Here is a 19,073-nt window from a genome sequence, read left to right on the forward strand (position 1 = left end):
TAAAAAAGGGTTGAAATAGCGGAATTTAAAGTTCTTGTTTTAGCAATTTATACATCAATTATTTAATATAATTAGTCGGTTAGAATGAAGAGAATCGGAAAAAAAACCGGAAATAATATATGTACGATTCTCCGCAACAGTTTCTACCCTTGATGCCCGCTGTGCACATGCTCGTCCCGTACTTGGAACGAGCAGCCAGCATCGTGTATCGGGCCGCCGAGCTGAGCGGATTTGCACATCCCAACACCCGGGGGGCGCTGCGGGATCTGCTTCGCAGCATGAATTCGTATTACAGCAACGGGATCGCGGGGCAGGGCACGTCGCCCAGGAACATCGATGCAGCCCTGCGTCAGGAGTTCTCGGACCGCCCGGAAATCGCGCGGCTGCAGCGCATTGCCGTGGCCCATATGGACGCGGAAAGAGAAGTTGAAGAGCAGGCGGCGCGGGTTTCGCCGTTGAATGCGGATTTCGTCCAGATCGCCCATCATGCGCTATACGGACGCTTGGAGTCCCATGACCGGACAACCAAGGACGGGCTGGTCGTGGAACCGGGAACACTGCGGGAGATCGACGTCACGGTTGGCCGCCATAGCCCGCCAGCCTGGCAGTCATTGCCACAATTCATGGAGGCCTTTACCTCTCATTACGGCAGGCAATGGACCAACGAACTCCGCTTGATCGCCATCGCTTGCGCGCATCAACGCATGGCCTGGATGCATCCGTTTGCGGATGGCAATGGTCGGGCCACGCGACTGCAAACGCATGCCGCCATGTGGCCTGTCACCAGGGGACTTTGGTCCGTCAATCGTGGATTGGCGCGTGGGGTGCAGGATTACCACGGTCATCTGGCCGCTGCGGACGCGCCGCGTCAAGACGATCTTGACGGCCGGGGCAACCTTACGCAAACAGGTTTGCTGCTGTGGATCGACTACTTCCTGCGCGTGTGCGAAGAGCAGGTTGACTATATGTCCCGGATGCTGGCGTTGAACTCGATGAAGGAAAAGATCAAGGCGTCCGTTCTGATTGAAACCGCGAAAGGACGGCTGCGCGCAGAGGCCGCCTTGCCGATCTACCACCTGTTCGCTGCGGGGCCGGCCACGCGGGGCGAGTTCATTCAGATGACTGGCCTGGGCGAACGCACGGGCAGGTCCTTGCTGGCGGCCGCCTTGAAATGCGGATTGGTTGCCTCCGACACCTCCCACGCGCCCGTCAGATTCGCCTTTCCGCTGGACTCGCTGCCGATTCTGCTGCCGGCGCTCTACGGCGCTGAAGAGTAGGCGCGGACAGTTCCGGATTGGGCCTGCGCGTCAGGGCCGGGCTGAAACGCAGCGGCCGCCAAGCTCACGCGGACACGGCGCGCGCATCCGCCATCCGCATATACGAGCGGTAAGGCTCCGCCTCAACCATGTCCCGCAGCAATTCACGCAGAATGTCCTGCACGATTTTCACCGCCTGCGTCAGCGGCCGGTTCGATGCGGTGGCCAGCATCAGGCGGGTGGACAGGGCGGGATTGACGATCCTGCGGGCGACGAGCTGGCCGCTGTTCAATTCGCCCACTACCGCGGGCAGGGCCAGCACCGTGTGGGCCAGTCCGTTCAACACGATTTCCTTCATCAGTTCCAGCGCGTCCATTTCGAAAACGACGTTCAAGGGCGCGTCGGCCTGCGCGGCCGCCTGCTCCAGCGTGCGGCGCAGGCCGTGGCTGCGCGTGGGCAGCGCCAGGGGCAGATCAACCAACTGGGCGAAGTCGATGGAGGACAAGGCCCGCGCGGCGGGCGACAGGTTCTGTACGGGCGATACCAGCGCCAGGTCCAGCTCGGCCAGGGGATCGACCACCACATGCTGGGAACGCCGCGCGTCATGCAGCACCGCGATGTCGACGCGGGCGTTGGCCAGCCATTCATGCACGTAGCCGCTATAGCCCGTGATGACGTTGAGCTGGATGCGCGGATGGCGCTTCCAGACTGCCGCCACCAGCGGCATGCCGACCATGTGGGATAGCGTGGGCGTCAGGCCCAGCGTGACCTGGCCGGAGGGCGACTTCTGCTCGTCGTGGAATTCGGTCACGACCCGCGCCATTTGCGCGAGCAAGGGGCGCAGGCTATCCAGCAGCTTCTCGCCTTCCGGGGTCAAGGACACGCCGCGGCCATTGCGGTAGAGCAGGGCGCAGCCGCATTCGTCTTCCAGCTTCCTGACTTGGCGGCCCAGCGCCGATTGCGCGATGCCCAGCACCGAAGCGGCCTTGGAGAAGCTGCCCGAGTCGGCCACGTGGATCAGGTTTTCGATCTTGCGCAGGTCCATCGCGATGTCTCGCCGCCGGCGCTTGCGGGCGGCTCCTCCTTGTGTGCGTTTTTTGTATATCTGATAGGCACAGTATGCCTACATGGCCCGCCGCCAGCCACCCTAGAATTCCTGCGTATCAGACCCGCGCCTGCGCGCTAGCCCCTAGGTTTACGGCCATCCATGACACCCGCTTCCGAACTGAACACGTCTTCCCACGCCTTGCTCGGGGTCTTCGCCCGCAACGGCATCGACCGCGTCTTCCTGGTTCCCGGCGAAAGCTATCTGGGCGTGCTCGACGCCTTGCATGATTTCCCGGGCATCGATGTGGTGACCTGCAGGCACGAAGGCGGCGCGAGCTTCATGGCGTGCGCCGACGGGCGGCTGACGGGCCGCCCTGGGGTGGTCATGGTGTCGAGGGGGCCGGGCGCGGCGAACGCGGCCATCGGCGTGCATGCCGCGCAGCAGGACGGCGTGCCGCTGATCCTGCTGATCGGCCAAGTCCCGCGCAAGGACCTGCGCAAGGAGGCCTTCCAGGAAATCGATTACCAGAAGATGTTCGGTTCCATCGCCAAATGGGTGCACGAGGTGGCGGCGCCGGAGGACATGGCCTGCGCCGCATTCAAGGCGCTGCGCGTCGCAACTTCGGGCACGCCGGGGCCGGTGGTGCTGGTGGTGCCGGAAGACGTGCAGCAGCCGCGCGTGCCGCAACCGGATTGGGTCGCGCAGCCGGCCAGTCCGGCGCAGCCCGCGCCCGCCACGTTGCAGCGGCTGCATGCGTCGTTGGACGCAGCCCACAAGCCGCTCATCATCGCCGGTGGCGCATTCAATGCGCCGGGCGGCCGCGACGCCTTGCGCCAATTGGCCGAACGGCACGGCATACCGGTGGCGGTATCGTTCCGCCAGCATGACATCTTTCCCAATACGCACCCGCTCTACGCGGGCGACCTGGACCTGGCGACGCAGCCCGCGCAGGTCGCGGCGTTCGATTCCAGCGATCTCATTCTGGCCCTGGGTACGCGCCTGGGCGATATCACCACGCAGGGCTACACGTTCCCCGGCTACCCGCGGCCTTCGCGGACGCTGGTGCATTGCCACGTCGACGCCCATATCGTGAACCAGCATTTCGCGGCCGACGTCGGCATCGTCGCCGATCCGGCGGCCACCGCGCAGGCGTTGGCGGCTCTGCCTGCGACGGGAAACGCGGCGCGCGGCGATTGGGCGGCGTCCTTGCGCGCCATCCGAGAACGCTCCGCCGCCTGGCCAGATCCAAAAGCCGATGATGGCGTGCCCTTCGTGTCGGTGGTGCGAGCGCTGGCCGAACAGGCGCCGCCGGACGTCATGGTGTGCCTGGACGCGGGCACCTTCGCCGCGCCGGTGTACCGCCATTTTCCCTTCGTCTACCCGCAACGGCTGATGGCCTCGCAGTCGGGCGCGATGGGGTACGGCACGCCGGCGGCGATTGCCTCGCAGTTGCGCCATCCGCAAAGCAAGGTCGTGTGCCTGGTGGGCGATGGCGGCTTCCTGATGACCGGCAATGAAATGATGGCCGCCGCCGAGCGCGGACTGCCGGTGCTCTTCATCGTGTCCAACAACAATTGCTATGGCTCCATCCGCCTGCATCAGGCGCGCACCTATCCCGGGCGGTATGCGGGCACCAATCTCGCCAGTCCCGATTTCACGATGATGGCGCGCGCCTGCGGCATGCAGGCCGAGTACGTCACCCATCCGGACCAGGTGGCCGCGGCCATCGCGCGCGGGCTGGGTTCGGCCGTTCCGTACTTCCTGGAGGTCAAGACCAGCCTCGCGGCGATCCTGCCGGAAGGCGCGGACAGCGCGGCCGGCATCGACCTCCTGGGGCGGGGCCAGGCAAGGACTCAGTCGCGATAGCCGGGATCCTTCCTGTCCATCAGGCGCAGCATGGCCGGCCATTCCAGTTCGCCGAAGGGGCGGCGCGTGGTGGGCTGGTACAGGTGCCAGGTCTTCTCGATCACTTCCGGCGGCGGGACGCAGAGTTCGCGGTTGGCGGCCAGGGCATCCACCTGCGCCTTGCAGGCCATCTCCAGCCAGTACAGCGTATTGAATGCCTGCGCGATGCTGGGGCCGGCGGCCAGCAGGCCGTGGTTGCGCAGGATCATCGCCTCGGATTGGCCCAGGTCCGCCACCAGGCGCGCGCGCTCATCCAGGTCCAAGGCCACGCTTTCGTAATCGTGGTAAGGAATCTTGGCGAAGCGCATGGCGGTCTGCGTCAGCGGCAGCAAGCCGCATTGCAGCGCCGACACCGCCATGCCGGCGCGCGTATGCGTATGGATGACGCATTGCACGTCGTGGCGGGCGCCGTGCACGGCGCTGTGGATGACGTAGCCGGCCGCATTGATGCCGTACTCGCCCGGATTGTCCAGCACCTTCCCGTCCAGATCTATCCTGACCAGGCTGGATGCGGTGATCTCGTCATACATCATGCCGTAGGGGTTGATGAGCAGATGTCCCTCCGGGCCAGGGATGCGCGCGGTGATGTGGTTGTAGATGAGATCGCTCATGCCGAAGTGGGACACCAGCCGGTAGCAGGCGGCCAGTTGAATGCGGGTGTCACGCTCAGCGGGGCTCATGGTGCTATGCATGGTTCGGGTCTCCGGTTCAGTCGCTGGCTTTGACGTTGAAATCGCGGACCACCTTGCCCCACGATTCGTATTCGGATTTCATCAACGCGCCGAACTCGGCGGGCGTGGCGGTGGTGCGGACCTGGGCGCCCAGGTCCGCCAGCTTGTCGCGCACGGCCGGATCCGCCAGCACGGCGTTGACCTCGGCGGCAAGCTTCTGCTGGATCCCGGGCGGGATGCCGGCGGGCGCGATCAGGCCCAGCCAGGCGCCCATGTCGAAGCCGGGGTATCCCTGTTCGGCGACGGTGGGCACGTCCGGCAGGCTCGCGACCCGTTGCGGCGTGCTGACGGCGATCGCTTTCAGGCGCCCGGCTTTCACCAGCGCCAGCGAGGACACCATGGTGTCGAAGGTGGCGTAGGTGCGCCCGCCCACGATGTCGGTCTGCGCCTGGCTGCTGCCCTTGTAAGGCACGTGGATCATGCTGGCGCCGGCCTTGGCCAGCAGCACCGAGGTCACCAGGTGGCTGGTGGTGCCCACGCCTGTGGTGGCGTAGGTGTACTGGTTCGGTTTGGCCTTTACGGCCGCGAGAAAGTCCTGCAGGTTGTTGGCGGGATTGTCCGGACTGACGACGAACAGGTAGGGCAGCCAGGTCAGCAGGCCGATGGGCGCGAAGTCCTTTCGCGCGTCGTAGTTCAGGTTGGGATAGACGTGCGGGTTGATGGCTTGCGGCGCGGATGCGCCGATCATGAGCGTATAGCCGTCGGGCTTGGCCCGCGCGCCCAGGCCGGCGGCGATGGAGCCGCCCGCGCCGGGCTTGTTCTCGACGATGAACTGCTGGCCCAGGCGCTGCGCCAGGCGGTCGCCGACCATGCGGGCGACGGTGTCGGTGGCCGTGCCGGGCGGAAATCCGACCAGGATGGTGACGGGTTTGGAGGGATAAGGGGCTTGCGCCCAGGCCGGCCCGGCCGCGGTCCAGGCCAAAACGCCCAGCATGGCTGCCAGCGCGGCTCGCCTTGTCGCATTGCGCATCGTAGTCTCCAGTCATTGTTCTGATGGCGGGAGAGCGCCTGCGCCTGCCCGCAACGGAACCGCGGTGGGCAGCCCGTCGCTGTTCAAGGTCGCACAAGGGGCCCCCGCCTTCAATGGCACTGGCGGCCAAGCAGATAACGCGAAATGGCAAGGATGGCGGACGCCGCGCAGGCGTCCGCCCCGGGGATCAAGCCGTCAGGCTGATCCAGGTGGTCTTCAGGTCGCTGTACTTGTCCAGCGCATGCAGCGACTTGTCGCGGCCGAAGCCCGATTGCTTGACGCCACCGAATGGCACGGTGATGTCGCCGTCGGCGTAGCAGTTGACCCAGACCAGGCCCGCGCGCAGGCGGCGCGAGAGGCGGTGGGCGCGCGACAGGTTGGCGGTCCAGAGTCCGGCGCCCAGGCCGTAGACCGAGTCGTTGGCCAGCCGCACCGCGTCGTCTTCCGTGGCGAAGCGCTGCGCGGCCAGCACCGGGCCGAAGATCTCCTCGCGCACCAGGCTGTTGTCCTGGCCGGCGCAATCGAAGATGGTCGGTTCGATGTAGTAGCCGCCCGTGTCGCCGCGGGCCTGGCGGCCGCCCATGCGCAGGCGCGCGCCCTCGGCGGAGCCCGCTTCGATGCGGGCCAGCACGCCGCGCATCTGGCGTTCGTCGACCATGGCGCCCATGGCGGTGGCGGGGTCCAGAGGATCGCCCGGCTGCAGTGCGGCGGCGTAGTCCGCGACCTTGGCCATGAAGGCGTCGTAGATGCCGTCCTGCACGTACAGGCGCGAACCCGCGATGCAGACTTCGCCCTGGTTGGAGAAGATGGCCAGCGCCGCGGCCTGGGCGGCGCGGTCCAGGTCGGGGCAATCCTCGAACACGATGTGGGGAGACTTGCCGCCGCACTCCAGCCACACGCGCTTCAGGTTCGATTGTCCCGAGTACTCCATGAAGCGCTTGCCGGTGGCGGTCGAACCGGTGAAGGCGATGCAGTCCACGTCGGGATGCAGGCCCAGCGCCTGGCCGGCCTGCGCGCCCAGACCGGGCACCACGCTGAAGACGCCGGCGGGAATGCCGGCTTCCTCGGCCAGGGCCGCCAGCCGGATGGCCGACAGCGAGGCCTGTTCAGCAGGCTTGAGGATGACGCTGTTGCCGGCCGCCAGGGCCGGCGCGACTTTCCAGGCGGCCATCATCAGCGGATAGTTCCACGGCACCACCGCCGCGACCACACCCAGCGCTTCGCGCGTGATGGTGGCCAGCGCGTCCGGGCCGGTGGGGGCGATCTCGTCGTAGATCTTGTCGATGGCTTCGGCGTACCAGGCGTAGCAGCGCGCCGTCTCCGGCACGTCGAAGGCCAGCGCATCGCGGATCGGCTTGCCCATGTCCAGCGTTTCCAGCAGCGCGAGTTCCTCGCGGTGCTCATCGATCAGCGCGGCCAGGCGCAGCAGATGCTGCTTGCGCTGGCGCGGCGCCAGGCCGCTCCAGACGCCGGCCTCGAAGGCGCGGCGGGCGGCCTGCACGGCGCGGTCCACGTCGGCCGCGCCGCAAGACGCCACGTCGGCCAGCTTGCGCCCGTCTATCGGGCTGGTGGCGGGGAAGGTGGCGCCATCGGCCGCGCCGCAATAGGCGCCGTCGATGTAGGCCTGGCCGTTGAAAGCGAGCGCGGCGGCGCGGGTGCGCCAGTAGGCGGCGTCCTGGCTCATGAGCGGACCTCCTGGGCGTTGGCGCGCGCCACCATGGCGTCGAGCAGCACATTGCAGCCGGCTTCCAGGTCGGCGGGCTTGGCGTCCTCGATCTCGTTGTGGCTGACGCCGTCCTTGCAGGGCACGAAGATCATGGCGGTGGGGGTGACGGCGGCCATGTAGACCGCGTCATGGCCGGCGCCGGTGACGATGTCCATGGCGGCCAGGCCGCGGCGCGCGGCGCCGTCGCGCACCTTGCCCACCAGGTCCGGGTCGAACGGGGTGGGCGGGAAATACTGCACGTGCTTCACGTCCACTTCCACGTTGTGGCGCTGGGCGATTTCGGCGCAGACTTCGTGCCAGCGCTGGTCCATGCGGGTGAGCGTGGCTTCGTCCTCGTGACGCAGGTCCGCCGTGAAGCGCACCTGGCCCGGGATGACGTTGCGCGAACCGGGGTGCGCGTAGATCTCGCCCACGGTGCCGCGGCCATGCGGCTGGTTGCCGTTGGCAATGTCCACCACCGCCTGCAGCAGGAAGCTGGCGGCATACAGCGCGTCGCGGCGGATCGGCATGGGGGTGGGGCCGGCATGCATTTCCATGCCGGTCACGGTCACGTCGTACCAGCGCAGGCCGAGCGATCCGGTCACCACGCCGACCACCTTTTCCTCGTGCTCCAGGATCGGGCCCTGTTCGATGTGGGCCTCGAAGTACGCGCCCACCGGGCGGCCGCCCACGGGGTCCGTGCCGGCATAGCCGATGGCGGCCAGCTCGTCGGCCACCGACTTGCCGTCGCGGTCGGTGGCGGACAGCGCCACTTCCAGCGGGAACTTGCCGGCGAATACGCCCGAACCCATCATCACGGGCACGAAGCGCGAGCCTTCCTCGTTGGTCCAGATGGCCACTTCCAGCGGCGCTTCCGTGACCACGCCATGGTCGTTCAGGCTGCGCATGACCTCCAGGCCCGCCAGCACGCCGTAGCAGCCGTCGAACTTGCCGCCGGTCGGCTGCGTGTCGATATGGCTGCCGGTCATGACCGGCGGCAGGTCATTGTTGCGGCCGGCGCGGCGGGCGAAAATGTTGCCCACCTGGTCCACGCGCAGCGTCATGCCGGCATCGCGCATCCAGCCGGTGACCAGGTCGCGGCCCTGGCCGTCCAGCGCGGTCAGCGCCAGGCGGCAGTTGCCGCCCTTGGCGGTGGCGCCGATCTGCGCCAGGTCCATCAGCGACTGCCACAGCCGCTGTCCGTTGATCGAGATAGTCGTCGTCATGGTGGAGTCCCTCTGTGTCAGTGGCTGGCGGCGGCATTGCGGGCCAGCGCGGCCTCGCGGATGCCCATCAAGGTTTCGCCCGGCGAAATGCCGTTGGCGTCGTAGCGGATTTCCAGCAGGGCCGGCATGTTCTCGCGTTCGGCAAAGGCCAGCGCGCGCTCGAAGGCGGGGCCGAAGCTCGCCGTGTCTTCCACGGCCTCGCCATAGCCGCCGTAGCCGCGGATGATCTGGGTGAAGTCCGGGTTCTCGAAGGACAGCGCAATCGGGCGCGCCGGAAACTCGCGTTCCTGGTGCGCGCGGATGGTGCCCCAGATGCCGTTGTTGAACACCAGCACCACCACGCCCAAACGGTATTGCAGCGCCACGCCCAGTTCCTGCATGTTCATCTGGAAGCAGCCGTCGCCGGCATAGCAGACCACCGTGCGCTTGCGGTCCTCCAGCTTGGCCGAGATCGCCGCCGGCAGGCCGTAGCCCATGGAGCCCACGGTAGGCGTGAGGCTGGTGCCGGGGCCGGCATAGCGGCGATAGCGGTGGGGATATAGCGCATAGTTGCCCGCGCCCACGGTGATGCAGGCGTCGGCCGGCACGTGCGCGTCGACGTAGGCGGCTGCCTGGTCCAGGCTCATGGGCCCGGGCGAGGGCAGCGGCTTCAGATTGTCGACCAGTTCCTGGTGCGCGGCGCGGACCGCCTCGCCGCGCGCCGTCTTGTGGCCGGGGACCAGGCCCGCCACGCTGGCGGCGAAGCTGGCTACGTCCGCCACGATGGCCTGGGTCGGCGAGAACACGCGGCCCAGTTCGGCGGCGTCCGGATACACATGGATCAGCTGCTGGCGCGGCAGCGGGCTTTCGATGACGGTATAGCCTTCGGTCGTGGCCTCGCCCATGCGCGTGCCCACTGCCAGCACCAGATCGGCGTCGCGCAGGCGCTGGCGCAGTTGCGGCGTCATGGCCCAGCCGACGTGGCCGGCCGCGTTGGGGTGGCGCTGGTCGAAGCATTCCAGGCGGCGCCAGGCCGTGCCTACCGGCAGCTCGAAGCGCTCGGCGAAGCCGGCGATCTGGTCGATGGCGGTTTGGTGCCAGCCGTTGCCGCCCAGCAGCAGGAAGGGACGTTCGGCGGCGTCCAGCAATTGGGTCATGCGGGTCAGGTCGGCAGCGCCGGGGTGGCTGTGCACGCGCGGGTAGCGCGGCAGGTCGGCCACGCGGGCGCGGCCCCACAGGGTGTCTTCGGGCAAGGCCAGCACCACGGGGCCGGGACGGCCGCTGGTGGCCACGGCGAAGGCGCGCGAGATGTACTCGGGGATGCGGTCGGTGCGGTCGATCTGCGCCACCCATTTGGCCATCTGGCCGAACATGCGGCGATAGTCGATTTCCTGGAAGGCTTCGCGCTCCATGAAGTCGTTGCCCACCTGGCCCACGAACAGGATCATCGGGGTGGAGTCCTGATAGGCGGTATGCACGCCGATGCTGGCGTTGGTGGCGCCGGGGCCGCGCGTGACGAAGCAGATGCCGGGCTCGCCGGTCAGCTTGCCGTAGGCCTCGGCCATGTAGGCCGCGCCGCTTTCCTGGCGGCAGACGATGGCTTCGATGGCATCGGTGTGGTCATTCAGCGCGTCGATGCAGGGCAGATAGCTTTCGCCAGGAATCATGAACACGCGGCGCGCGCCATGGATGCGCAGCTGCTGCATCAGGATCTGACCGCCATTGCGTTCGGGAATTGCTGCTGACGTCATGCGGAGTCTCCTTGTTGCGGGACGGCCTGCGCGCGGCGCTCGGCGGCCCATCGTTCGAATTGGTGATGGCGCGCCAACAGGCGGCGCGCGGTGTTGTAGACAGGCGGATCGATGCGTTCGGCGTCATGACGGCCGGCGCGCTGGGCTTCATAGCGGGCGACGCAATCGTGGGCCGCCATGACTTCGTCCGGGGCGGGCGTGAAGACGGCGTGGATCAGCTTGACCTGGTCGGCCACGGTGGCGCACTTGGACTTCAGGCCCATGCGGCGGGCCCAGCGCACGTCGGCTTCCAGCGCCGGCATGTCGCGGTAGTTGAACGGGCAGTCGATCGGCAGGCAGCCTGCCGCCGTGCAGTCCAGCAGGAAGCGGGCGCGCAGGTGATGCAGCTCGATGCCGTCCTTGCCGCGTTCAGCGCCCAGGCTGGCGGTCAGGTCCTCGGCGGCCAGCAGGCAGGCGGAGACGCGCGGGCTGGCGGTCAGGATGTCATAGGCGCGGTGCACGCCCAGCGCCGACTCCAGCGTGGGCACGATCTCGGTGCTGCCGGCGGGCAAGCCCAGTTCGGCCTCCAGCGCGGTGATCGCCTGGTCCAGCGCGGCGATCTGCGCCGCGCTTTCGGCGTGCGGCAGGAACACCGCGTCCGGCGCGCCAGGCATCACGCCGCGCAGGTCCGCCAGGCCGTCGTCCTCAAGCTTGTTGATGCGCACCGCGGCCACCACGCCCAGGGCGCGGCAGCGGCCGAACAGTTCGGCGATGATGGGGCGCGCGGCCGGCCGGTCCGCCGGGGCGGTGAACTCTTCCAGGTCCGCGACCAGCGCATCGGCGCCGCTGGCCAGGCCGTCGGCCTGGGCGTTGGCGTCGAGTCCGGGCACGAACATCCAGCTGCGGCGCAGGAAGGGGGGACGGCGGGAGGGGGTGATAGGGGTCATTGCACGTGCCTCGGCAGGAACAGCACCAGTTCAGGTACGAAAGTCAGCAGCAGCATGACCGCGGTCATGGCCAGCATCATCCAGGACAGCGGGCGCAGGGTCTGCATCATGTTGATGCCGCCGATCTTGCACGCGGCCATCAGGTCGACCCCGACCGGCGGTGTGTTGGCGCCAATGGCCATGTTGATCGACAGCAGGATGCCGAAGTGCACGGGATCGATGTTGTAGTGCGCCAGCACCGGCATCACGACCGGAGCCACGATGATGATGACCGGAATCGCTTCCATGAAGGTGCCCAGGAGCAGCAGCACCACGGTCAGCACCAGCAGCACGGCGGTCTTGCTGTCGGTCCATTCGACCAGCAGCGTGGACAGCGCCTGCGGCACCTGCTCGGCCACCAGCACCCAGGCGAACAGGCCCGACGCGCCAATGATCAGCAGGATGGACGCGCTGCTTTCACCGGTGGACTTCAGGTTGTCCCACAGCGACTTCAGGCTCAGCGTGCGGTACCAGAAAAAGCCGATCAGCAGGGCGTAGATAATGGCGCTGGACGCGGCCTCGGTGGCGGTGAAGATGCCGAAGCGGATGCCGCCGATGATCAGCACCGGCACCATCAGCGCGGGCAGCGCGTCGACGGCGGCGGCGCGCAGCTCGGTCCAGCTGAACGGCTGGCCCCCGGCCCAGTTGTGCTTGCGCGATTGCCAGATCGCCACGCCGATCAGCGACAGCCCCAGCAGGATGCCGGGGATGATGCCGGCCACGAACAGCTTGCCCACCGAGGTGTCGGTGATGGTGCCGTAGACGATCAGCACGATGCTGGGCGGAATGATGGTGGAGGTGGCGCCGGCGCTGCCGACCAGGGCGCAGGAAAAGCCCTTGTCGTAGCCGCTGCGGGCCATGGCGGGCAGCAGCAGGCTGCCGATGGCGACCACGTCGGCCACGCCCGAACCCGATAGCGCGCCGAACATCAGGCAGGCCAGCACGGCCACCACCGCCAGGCCGCCCTTGATGTCGCCGACGATGGCGGCGCACAGGCGCACGATGCGCTGCGTCAGGCCGGCGCCGTTCATCAGCTGCGCGGCCAGGATGAAGAGCGGAATCGCCAGCAGCGTGAAGCTGTCCAGCCCCACCACGTACTGCTGCGCCGCCACCATCATGGGCGCGGAGTCGAAGACCGCCAGATAGGCCAGGCAGGACAACACCAGGCCGAAAGCGATGGGCATGTCGATCAGCACCGTGATCGTGAACACGCCCATCAGGAAGAGAGCACCCGTAGACATCTGGTTATTCCTTTGCAGCGGCGGGAGCGGGCGAGAACAGTTGCGCCAGGTGCACCACGATGGTGATGGCGCAGGCGAAAGGCAGCGCCAGGTAGACGGCGCCGGCGGACACGTCCAGCGCGGGCAGGGTCTGGTCCATGGTCAGCTCGGCCAGCTGCCAGCCGGCGTAGCCCAGCGCCGCCAGGCCGACGATGATGAGGGTCTGGTTGATGCGTTCGAAGACGTTCAGGATGCGGGGATTGCGCACCACGAACGGCAGCAGCCCGGCCATCAGGTGCGAACGCTCGAAGCTGCAGACGACGCCGCCGATGAAGGCCGACCACACCAGCACCAGCCGCGGCAGTTCCTCGGCCCAGTGCGGCGTGGTATGGGTGACGAAGCGGGCGAACACCACGTAGGAGATCAGGATCGCCAGCAAGGCCACCGCCAGGGCGGCGAAGGCCTTGCTGATGCCCGACAGGATCGCGGACAGTCGGTTGAGCATTACTTGGCCTCGCGGTACTTCTGCACCAGCGCCATCAGCTCGGGGCCGTAGGTGACCGAGTAGGTCTTCCAGACCGGCTCCACCGTGGCGGCGAAGGCAGCCTTATCGACCTCGTTGACCTGCATGCCCTTTTCCTTCAGCTGGGCGATGTACTGCTGGTCGCCGTCGGTAATCATCTGGCGCTGGGCGTCGCGCCACTTGTCGGCGGCCGCCTGCACGATCTTCTTGTCCTCGGCCGAGAGACGGTTCCAGACCGGCTTGGAAATGATCAGGTTGGCCGGACCCCAGACGTGGCCGGTCAGCGACAGGTACTTCTGCACCTCGAAGAAGGACGAGGTGTAGATGATGGACAGCGGGTTCTCCTGGGCGTCGAACACCTTCTGCTGCAGGGCCGAATACAGTTCGCCGAAGGCCAGCGGCGCGGGGTTGGCGCCCAGCGCGGTAAAGGTGTCCAGACGCATTTTGTCGGGCGTGACGCGGGTCTTCAGGCCGGCCAGGTCGGCGGGCTTGGCCACCGCGCCGCGGTTGTTGGTGACGTGGCGAAAGCCGTTTTCCCACCACGAGATGATGGTCAGGTTCTTCTTGTCGGCCAGCTTGGCCAGGGCCTCGCCGAGTTCGCCGTCGAAGGCCTTGTAGGCCTGCTGCGAAGTCGACCAGGTATAGGGCAGCTCGACCACGCCGAACTTGGGTTCGATGGGCTGCAGCGAGCCCGAGCCGATGATGGCCGCGCCCTGGCTGCCGATCTGCAGGCCTTCCAGCATGGTCTTTTCATTGCCCAGCTGGCCGCTGGGGAACAACACGAAATTGACGCGGCCGGCGGTCTTTTCCTTGACCTCGGCGGCGAAGCCTTCGGCGGCTTTGTTCCAGCTATGGCTGGGCGCCAGCACGTGGCCGAGCTTGATGTCCAGGGCATGGGCAGACAGCGGCGCGAGGCCGGCGAGGGCGAGCAGGGCGGCGGCCAGCAGGGCCGGTTTCTTTTGAGGAGCGGTGGTCATGGCGGAACTCCGGGAGCAGGGGGGGATGGGTAGGGTCAGTAGGATTGGGCGCGCATCGAAGCGGGCCGTCCGGGCAGGGCGATGCGGGTGCCGGTGTCGCTCAGGCCGTGGTCGTCCACGGCGAGAACCTGCATTTCGGCATCCAGGAAATTGCCGACGTAGAGGTAGCGGCTGTCGGGGCTGAAGGCCACGCCCTCGGGCAGCGCGCCGACCTCGATGGCGCCGGCGCGGGTCACGGACTGGCCGTCGATGCGCAGCAAAATAATCTGTCCGCGCGGGTGGTGGAACCAGGCGCTGGACGGGTTGTTCGAACCTTGCACGATGGCGACTGCGGCATGGCGTCCGTCGGGACTGATGGCGATGCCTTCCGGGCCGTCCTCGACCATGAGGCGGTCGATCACGCGGGGCGGATCGGCGCGCAAGTCCACCACGCTGACCGAATCCGCATGGCCGTCCGACGCGGTCGGGCTGCCCATGTCCACCACCAGCGCCAGCGCGCCGTCGGGCGACACCACCAGGTTGAACGGCACCAGGCCGGTGGTCAGGTCTTCGGCGGGATCGTGGGTCACGCGGGGCGCCGCGCCGCTCTCGTCGATACGCAGCACCCCCAGGCGATGGGTGTCGGTCTTGACCACGAAGGCGCGGCGGCCGTCGGCGGAAAATGACACGGCCACGACAGGGGTGCCTACGTCCACTTCGCCGCAGACCTCGGCGCGCTTGTCCGCAATGCGCAGCACCGACACGGAACGGCCGGCCTTGTTGGCCACCAGCGCCAGCGTGCCGGCGCGGTTGATCGACAGGCCCGAAGGCTGCAGCCCTATCTCCAGCCGCTGCACGATGGCGGGCGGATTGGCTTGCAGGTCGATCACATACAGACCGCGGCCCGGTTCGGGCTGCCAGCCCGCGCCGTCGGCGCGCGCGCGCCAGTCCATGGAGTCCGCGATCAGGCCCAGGCGCTGGTCCGGCGTGACCGCCAGGTTGACCGGCGGGCCGAACAGCGAATTCGGCAGCGGCAAGGTGGCGACCAGTTCGGGCACGGCGGGATTCGCGCCGGCATCGTAGACGCACAGGCTGTCGTTGCCGGGGGCCAGGAAACGGATCTGGCCGTCGTCCCAGGTGACCTTTTGGTCGTTGCCGACCAGCAGCAGGTGGCGTTCGCCTTGCGGGTTCATGCCGCGAGCTCCTGCGCCTGCGGCACCGCCAGGGTGGCGCCGATGAGCTGCCGCGTGTACGGGTGGACCGGCTCGAAATATACCTGGCTGGCAGGGCCGCGTTCGACCACGCGGCCGCCTTGCAGCACCACGATTTCGTCGGCGATGTGTTGCACCACGGCCAGGTTGTGGCTGATGAACAGATAGCCCAGGCCGCGTTCGCGTTGCAGCTCCATCAAGAGGTTCAGGATTTGCGCCTGCACCGACACGTCCAGCGCCGAAGTGGGTTCGTCGCAGATCAGCAGCTGCGGCTCCAGCATCAGGGCGCGCGCGATGGCCACGCGCTGGCGCTGGCCGCCGGACAGCTCGCGCGGATAGCGCGCGGCGAAGGCCGGCACCAGGCCCACGGCATCCATCATGCGGCGCACCGCGGCGGCCTGCGAGGCTGCATTGCCGATGCCATGCGTGCGCAGCGGCGCGGTCAGGATTTCGTTGATGGTGCGGCGCGGGTTGAGCGAGGAATACGGATCCTGGAACACCATCTGGATGCGGCGGGCGCGGGCGCGGGCCGGCATCGCGGCCAGCGGCTTGCCGTCCAGCAGCGCCTGGCCTTGCGTGGGCGCCAACAGGCCCAGCATCAGCTTGGCGATGGTGGACTTGCCGCTGCCGGATTCGCCAACGAGGCCGATGGTCTGGCCGGCGGGCACGTGCAGGTCGATGTCATGCAGGATGCGCGGCGCGGGCCGGCGCGAGAACAGGCCGGCGCGGCCGTACTGGAAACACAGCGCGTTCAGGCTGATGCTGGCGGAAGAGACGGTCGGGCTGCTCATGCCGTGGCTCCTAGGCGCAGGGCGCCGGGTTTGATGCACAGGCAGCGGTGTCCGCCCTGCACGCGCGCGGGAAAGGGCTGGGCGCAGCGGGCTTCCGCCGCCGGGCAGCGTTCGCGGAAGGCGCAGCCGCGGATGGCGGTGTCCAGCGAGGGCACGGCGCCGGCGATGGTGGGCAGGTCGGCGCGCGGCGCGGTGCGTCCGGGCTGGGGGATGCAGTTCAGCAGCATCGCGGTATAGGGATGGCTGGGTTGTTCCAGCACCTCGCGCACGCTGCCGCCTTCGACGATGTCGCCCGCGTACATGACGATGACGTGGTCAGCGATGCGCGCCACCAGGCCCATGTCGTGGGAGATGAACACCAGCCCCAGGCCGAACTCGGCCTGGATGTCGCGCAACAGGTCCAGCAGCTCGGCCTGCACGGTGACGTCCAGCGCGGTGGTGGGCTCGTCGGCGATCAACAGCTCGGGGCCGCACATGAGCGCCATCGCGATCATCACGCGCTGGCGCAGTCCGCCCGAGAGTTCAAAGGGATACTGCTGCATGCGGTCGCGCGGATTGGCGATGCCGACGCGGCGCAGCAGGTATTCGGCGCGCTCCTCGGCCGCGCGGCGGCTGACGCGCTTGTGCCGGCGCAGCACGTCGACCAGCTGGGTACCGATGGGGAACACCGGGTTCAGCGAGGTCATCGGATCCTGGAAGATCATGGCGATGCGCGCGCCGCGCAGCTGCCCGAGTTCAGCGGGCGTGAGCGCGCTCAAGTCCTGGCCCGCGAATTCTAGCTTGGCGACGCGGCGGCGCGCGGCCGCCGGCAGCAGGTCCAGCAGGGCCAGCGCGGTCAGCGATTTGCCGCAGCCCGATTCGCCCACGATGCACAGCGTCTTGCCGCGCTCCAGGTTGAAGTCCACCGCGCGTACCACGTGCTTGACGTGGGTCGGCGTCTGGATGTCGATGTGCAGGTCCTGGACCCGCAGCAAGGGATGGCTGGTATCGGTCATGGCATCAGCCCTTCTTCATTTGCACGGCGCGCAGCGATTCGCCGGCGCGGTTCACGCACAGCACCAGCACGAACAGCACGACGCTGGGAATCACCACAAGAGAGGGCTGGAACAGCATGTTTTCCTTGCCTTCGGCGATCATCAGGCCCAATGACGGCATCGGCGCCGGCACGCCCAGGCCCAGGAACGATAGCGACGCTTCCAGCGTGATCGCCATGGCGGCGTCCACGGTGCCGATGATGAGCAGGTTGCCCACCAGATTGGGCAGGATGTCGCGCCAGATGATCTGCAGGTGGGTGCAGCCCTGCAGGCGCGAGGCCGTGACGAACTCGGCGTTGCGCAGGCCGGCCGCCATGGTGCGGGCCACCAGCGCATAGCGTTCCCACAGCAGCAGGCCCAGCACCAGCACCACCACGGTGAGCGAGGCGCCCACCACCGACACCACGGCCAGCGCCACCAGGATGATGGGCAGCGCCAGGCGCGCGGTGATCAGGAAGGAGACGATGCGGTCCACGGCGCCGCCGAAGTAGCCGGCGGCCACGCCCAGCGTGGTGCCGATCAGCCCGCCCATCAGCGCGACCGACAGGCCGATCAACGCCGACACGCGCACGCCGTACAGCGCGCGCGCCAGCACGTCGCGCCCTAGCTGGTCGGTGCCGAGGATGTGGTTCCAGCTGCCGTCTTCGCCCCAGACGGGCTCTTGCAGGCGCGCCAGCAGGTCTTGCGTGTACGGGTCGTGCGGCACCAGGTAGGGGCCGAGCAGGCCGGCCAGCACCAGCAGCGCCAGCACGGCCAGGCCAAGGTTGCGGCCCAGGCGGGCCGCGCGTGCGCCGCGCGAGCGGACGGGAAGGGGGGAGGCGATGACGCTGCTCATGATGAAACTCGCACGCGGGGGTCGAGCCAACCGTTGATCAGGTCGGCGACCAGGGTCAGGACGATGTAGATCAGGGCGAAGATCAGGATCAGCGCCTGCATCGTGGGAAAGTCGCCGCGCAGGATCGAGGTCCAGGCCAGGAGGCCCGCGCCGTTGATGGCGAACACGGTCTCGATGACGACGGAACCGGCCAGCAGCGTGCCCATCTGGGCCGCGGCCAGCGATACCAGCGGCCGCAAGGCGTTGCGCAGCGCGTACTTGAGCACCACGCTGGCGCCGCCCAGGCCCATGGCGCGCGCGGTGCGGATGTAGTCGGTGGCCAGCACGGTTTCCATCTCGGACTTCATCAGCCGCAGCATCGCCGGCATGGCGAACAGCCCCAGCGCGGTCACCGGCATCACGTAGTGCTTCCAGCTGTCGAAGCCCGAGGCCGGCAGCCATTGGTTGCGCACGCTGAAAAGGATGATGAGCAGGAAGGCCAGGCAGAATGGCGGCATGGCCTGGGCGCAAGCCGACAGCAGCATGGTGGCGCGGTCGATCAGCGAGCCCCGGCGCAAACCGGCCGCCACGCCCAGCGGTATCGCCAGCAGCAGCGCGAACAGCATGGCGGCCAGGCCCAGCTTGGCGGTGGCGGGGAAATGCTGGGTCAGCAGTTCGGCCACCGGGCGGCTGAAGTACAGGCTGTCGCCGAAGTCGCCGCGGGCGACGCCGGCCAGCCAGCGGCCGTACTGCACCAGGATGGGATCGTTGAAGCCATGCAGCTGGGCCAGGCGGGCGGCGTCGGCGGCGCTGCCTTCCCCGGCCAGGCGAGCGGCCGGATTGCCGGACGCGAACACCAGCGAGAAGCTGATCAGCGAGACGAACACCACCAGCAGCGCGGACACCACCAGGCGGCGAAACAGGAATGCAATCATGGGGCTTACCTATGACGGAGTGCGCCGCAGCGGCCGGCGTTCCCGCCCGCTCG

General features: G+C 67.9%; 17 protein-coding genes. 2 read left to right on the forward strand and 15 right to left on the reverse strand.

All coding sequences use genetic code 11. The features are described 5' to 3' along the window. The first annotated feature begins 119 nt into the window (after positions 1-119). Positions 120-1,277: a Fic family protein gene (locus ACM1PE_RS11355; protein ID WP_419343299.1), complete on the forward strand. Its 1,158-nt coding sequence runs from the start codon at positions 120-122 to the stop codon at positions 1,275-1,277. Positions 1,278-1,341: 64 nt separating this feature from the next. On the opposite strand, the gene ACM1PE_RS11360 is transcribed toward ACM1PE_RS11355, so the two are convergent. After that, complete coding sequence (locus tag ACM1PE_RS11360; protein WP_118931994.1) at positions 1,342-2,301, reverse strand: LysR family transcriptional regulator; 960 nt, start codon at positions 2,299-2,301, stop codon at positions 1,342-1,344. Positions 2,302-2,463: 162 nt separating this feature from the next. On the opposite strand from ACM1PE_RS11360, the gene ACM1PE_RS11365 reads away from it, so the two are divergent. Then, complete coding sequence (locus ACM1PE_RS11365; RefSeq protein WP_419343302.1) at positions 2,464-4,170, forward strand: thiamine pyrophosphate-binding protein; 1,707 nt, start codon at positions 2,464-2,466, stop codon at positions 4,168-4,170. Here the strand turns inward: ACM1PE_RS11365 and ACM1PE_RS11370 are convergent. The 14 genes from ACM1PE_RS11370 to ACM1PE_RS11435 all read right to left on the reverse strand — a co-directional run bounded on the left by ACM1PE_RS11370 (position 4,158) and on the right by ACM1PE_RS11435 (position 19,020). Next, on the reverse strand, positions 4,158-4,901 hold the full coding sequence (locus ACM1PE_RS11370) for a class II aldolase/adducin family protein (RefSeq protein WP_419343304.1): 744 nt from the start codon (positions 4,899-4,901) through the stop codon (positions 4,158-4,160). The two genes, ACM1PE_RS11365 and ACM1PE_RS11370, sit on opposite strands and share 13 nt — an antisense overlap. 16 nt (positions 4,902-4,917) lie before the next feature. Continuing rightward, on the reverse strand, positions 4,918-5,910 hold the full coding sequence (locus ACM1PE_RS11375) for a Bug family tripartite tricarboxylate transporter substrate binding protein (RefSeq protein WP_306632703.1): 993 nt from the start codon (positions 5,908-5,910) through the stop codon (positions 4,918-4,920). A 187-nt stretch (positions 5,911-6,097) separates the two neighbouring features. Next, on the reverse strand, positions 6,098-7,594 hold the full coding sequence (locus ACM1PE_RS11380; RefSeq protein ID WP_419343306.1) for an aldehyde dehydrogenase: 1,497 nt from the start codon (positions 7,592-7,594) through the stop codon (positions 6,098-6,100). Continuing rightward, positions 7,591-8,841 carry a Zn-dependent hydrolase gene (locus ACM1PE_RS11385; protein ID WP_059379741.1) on the reverse strand — a complete coding sequence of 417 codons (1,251 nt, stop codon included), beginning with the start codon at positions 8,839-8,841 and terminating at the stop codon, positions 7,591-7,593. Before ACM1PE_RS11385 ends, ACM1PE_RS11380 begins: the two co-directional genes overlap by 4 nt. A 17-nt stretch (positions 8,842-8,858) precedes the next feature. Beyond that, positions 8,859-10,571 (reverse strand): thiamine pyrophosphate-binding protein, encoded by a 1,713-nt coding sequence (locus ACM1PE_RS11390; protein ID WP_419343308.1) that lies wholly within the window; start codon positions 10,569-10,571, stop codon positions 8,859-8,861. After that, the gene (locus ACM1PE_RS11395) at positions 10,568-11,497 is read right to left on the reverse strand and encodes an HpcH/HpaI aldolase/citrate lyase family protein (RefSeq protein WP_118932000.1); all 930 of its coding nucleotides are present in this window, start codon (positions 11,495-11,497) and stop codon (positions 10,568-10,570) included. Before ACM1PE_RS11395 ends, ACM1PE_RS11390 begins: the two co-directional genes overlap by 4 nt. Further along, entirely contained in the window at positions 11,494-12,777 is a 1,284-nt protein-coding gene (locus tag ACM1PE_RS11400) for a TRAP transporter large permease (protein ID WP_059379744.1), read from the reverse strand. Before ACM1PE_RS11400 ends, ACM1PE_RS11395 begins: the two co-directional genes overlap by 4 nt. A 4-nt stretch (positions 12,778-12,781) precedes the next feature. Further along, positions 12,782-13,261: a TRAP transporter small permease gene (locus ACM1PE_RS11405; protein WP_059379745.1), complete on the reverse strand. Its 480-nt coding sequence runs from the start codon at positions 13,259-13,261 to the stop codon at positions 12,782-12,784. Further along, on the reverse strand, positions 13,261-14,256 hold the full coding sequence (locus tag ACM1PE_RS11410; protein ID WP_059379746.1) for a DctP family TRAP transporter solute-binding subunit: 996 nt from the start codon (positions 14,254-14,256) through the stop codon (positions 13,261-13,263). The genes ACM1PE_RS11405 and ACM1PE_RS11410 overlap by 1 nt, the downstream gene beginning before the upstream one ends. Before the next feature lie 35 nt (positions 14,257-14,291). Further along, positions 14,292-15,428: a YncE family protein gene (locus ACM1PE_RS11415; RefSeq protein ID WP_419343309.1), complete on the reverse strand. Its 1,137-nt coding sequence runs from the start codon at positions 15,426-15,428 to the stop codon at positions 14,292-14,294. Continuing rightward, positions 15,425-16,237: an ATP-binding cassette domain-containing protein gene (locus ACM1PE_RS11420; RefSeq protein ID WP_118932002.1), complete on the reverse strand. Its 813-nt coding sequence runs from the start codon at positions 16,235-16,237 to the stop codon at positions 15,425-15,427. The genes ACM1PE_RS11415 and ACM1PE_RS11420 overlap by 4 nt, the downstream gene beginning before the upstream one ends. Continuing rightward, complete coding sequence (locus ACM1PE_RS11425; protein WP_419343310.1) at positions 16,234-17,232, reverse strand: ABC transporter ATP-binding protein; 999 nt, start codon at positions 17,230-17,232, stop codon at positions 16,234-16,236. Before ACM1PE_RS11425 ends, ACM1PE_RS11420 begins: the two co-directional genes overlap by 4 nt. Positions 17,233-17,236: 4 nt before the next feature. After that, entirely contained in the window at positions 17,237-18,106 is an 870-nt protein-coding gene (locus ACM1PE_RS11430) for an ABC transporter permease (protein WP_059379750.1), read from the reverse strand. Then, positions 18,103-19,020 (reverse strand): ABC transporter permease, encoded by a 918-nt coding sequence (locus ACM1PE_RS11435; protein ID WP_059379751.1) that lies wholly within the window; start codon positions 19,018-19,020, stop codon positions 18,103-18,105. The genes ACM1PE_RS11430 and ACM1PE_RS11435 overlap by 4 nt, the downstream gene beginning before the upstream one ends. Between the last annotated feature and the right edge of the window lie 53 nt (positions 19,021-19,073).

The organism is Achromobacter sp. PD1 (assembly GCF_048541815.1).
Taxonomy (GTDB): Bacteria; Pseudomonadota; Gammaproteobacteria; order Burkholderiales; family Burkholderiaceae_B; genus Achromobacter; species Achromobacter bronchisepticus_A.

What these genes read in the sequence shown, in the direction of transcription:
- ACM1PE_RS11370 (WP_419343304.1), bottom strand. Translation starts at nt 4,901, where the DNA reads ATGCATAGCACCATGAGCCCCGCTGAGCGTGACACCCGCATTCAACTG.
- ACM1PE_RS11375 (WP_306632703.1), bottom strand. Translation starts at nt 5,910, where the DNA reads ATGCGCAATGCGACAAGGCGAGCCGCGCTGGCAGCCATGCTGGGCGTT.
- ACM1PE_RS11390 (WP_419343308.1), bottom strand. Translation starts at nt 10,571, where the DNA reads ATGACGTCAGCAGCAATTCCCGAACGCAATGGCGGTCAGATCCTGATG.
- ACM1PE_RS11355 (WP_419343299.1), top strand. Translation starts at nt 120, where the DNA reads ATGTACGATTCTCCGCAACAGTTTCTACCCTTGATGCCCGCTGTGCAC.
- ACM1PE_RS11395 (WP_118932000.1), bottom strand. Translation starts at nt 11,497, where the DNA reads ATGACCCCTATCACCCCCTCCCGCCGTCCCCCCTTCCTGCGCCGCAGC.
- ACM1PE_RS11405 (WP_059379745.1), bottom strand. Translation starts at nt 13,261, where the DNA reads ATGCTCAACCGACTGTCCGCGATCCTGTCGGGCATCAGCAAGGCCTTC.
- ACM1PE_RS11425 (WP_419343310.1), bottom strand. Translation starts at nt 17,232, where the DNA reads ATGACCGATACCAGCCATCCCTTGCTGCGGGTCCAGGACCTGCACATC.
- ACM1PE_RS11400 (WP_059379744.1), bottom strand. Translation starts at nt 12,777, where the DNA reads ATGTCTACGGGTGCTCTCTTCCTGATGGGCGTGTTCACGATCACGGTG.
- ACM1PE_RS11365 (WP_419343302.1), top strand. Translation starts at nt 2,464, where the DNA reads ATGACACCCGCTTCCGAACTGAACACGTCTTCCCACGCCTTGCTCGGG.
- ACM1PE_RS11385 (WP_059379741.1), bottom strand. Translation starts at nt 8,841, where the DNA reads ATGACGACGACTATCTCGATCAACGGACAGCGGCTGTGGCAGTCGCTG.
- ACM1PE_RS11415 (WP_419343309.1), bottom strand. Translation starts at nt 15,428, where the DNA reads ATGAACCCGCAAGGCGAACGCCACCTGCTGCTGGTCGGCAACGACCAA.
- ACM1PE_RS11435 (WP_059379751.1), bottom strand. Translation starts at nt 19,020, where the DNA reads ATGATTGCATTCCTGTTTCGCCGCCTGGTGGTGTCCGCGCTGCTGGTG.
- ACM1PE_RS11360 (WP_118931994.1), bottom strand. Translation starts at nt 2,301, where the DNA reads ATGGACCTGCGCAAGATCGAAAACCTGATCCACGTGGCCGACTCGGGC.
- ACM1PE_RS11430 (WP_059379750.1), bottom strand. Translation starts at nt 18,106, where the DNA reads ATGAGCAGCGTCATCGCCTCCCCCCTTCCCGTCCGCTCGCGCGGCGCA.
- ACM1PE_RS11420 (WP_118932002.1), bottom strand. Translation starts at nt 16,237, where the DNA reads ATGAGCAGCCCGACCGTCTCTTCCGCCAGCATCAGCCTGAACGCGCTG.
- ACM1PE_RS11410 (WP_059379746.1), bottom strand. Translation starts at nt 14,256, where the DNA reads ATGACCACCGCTCCTCAAAAGAAACCGGCCCTGCTGGCCGCCGCCCTG.
- ACM1PE_RS11380 (WP_419343306.1), bottom strand. Translation starts at nt 7,594, where the DNA reads ATGAGCCAGGACGCCGCCTACTGGCGCACCCGCGCCGCCGCGCTCGCT.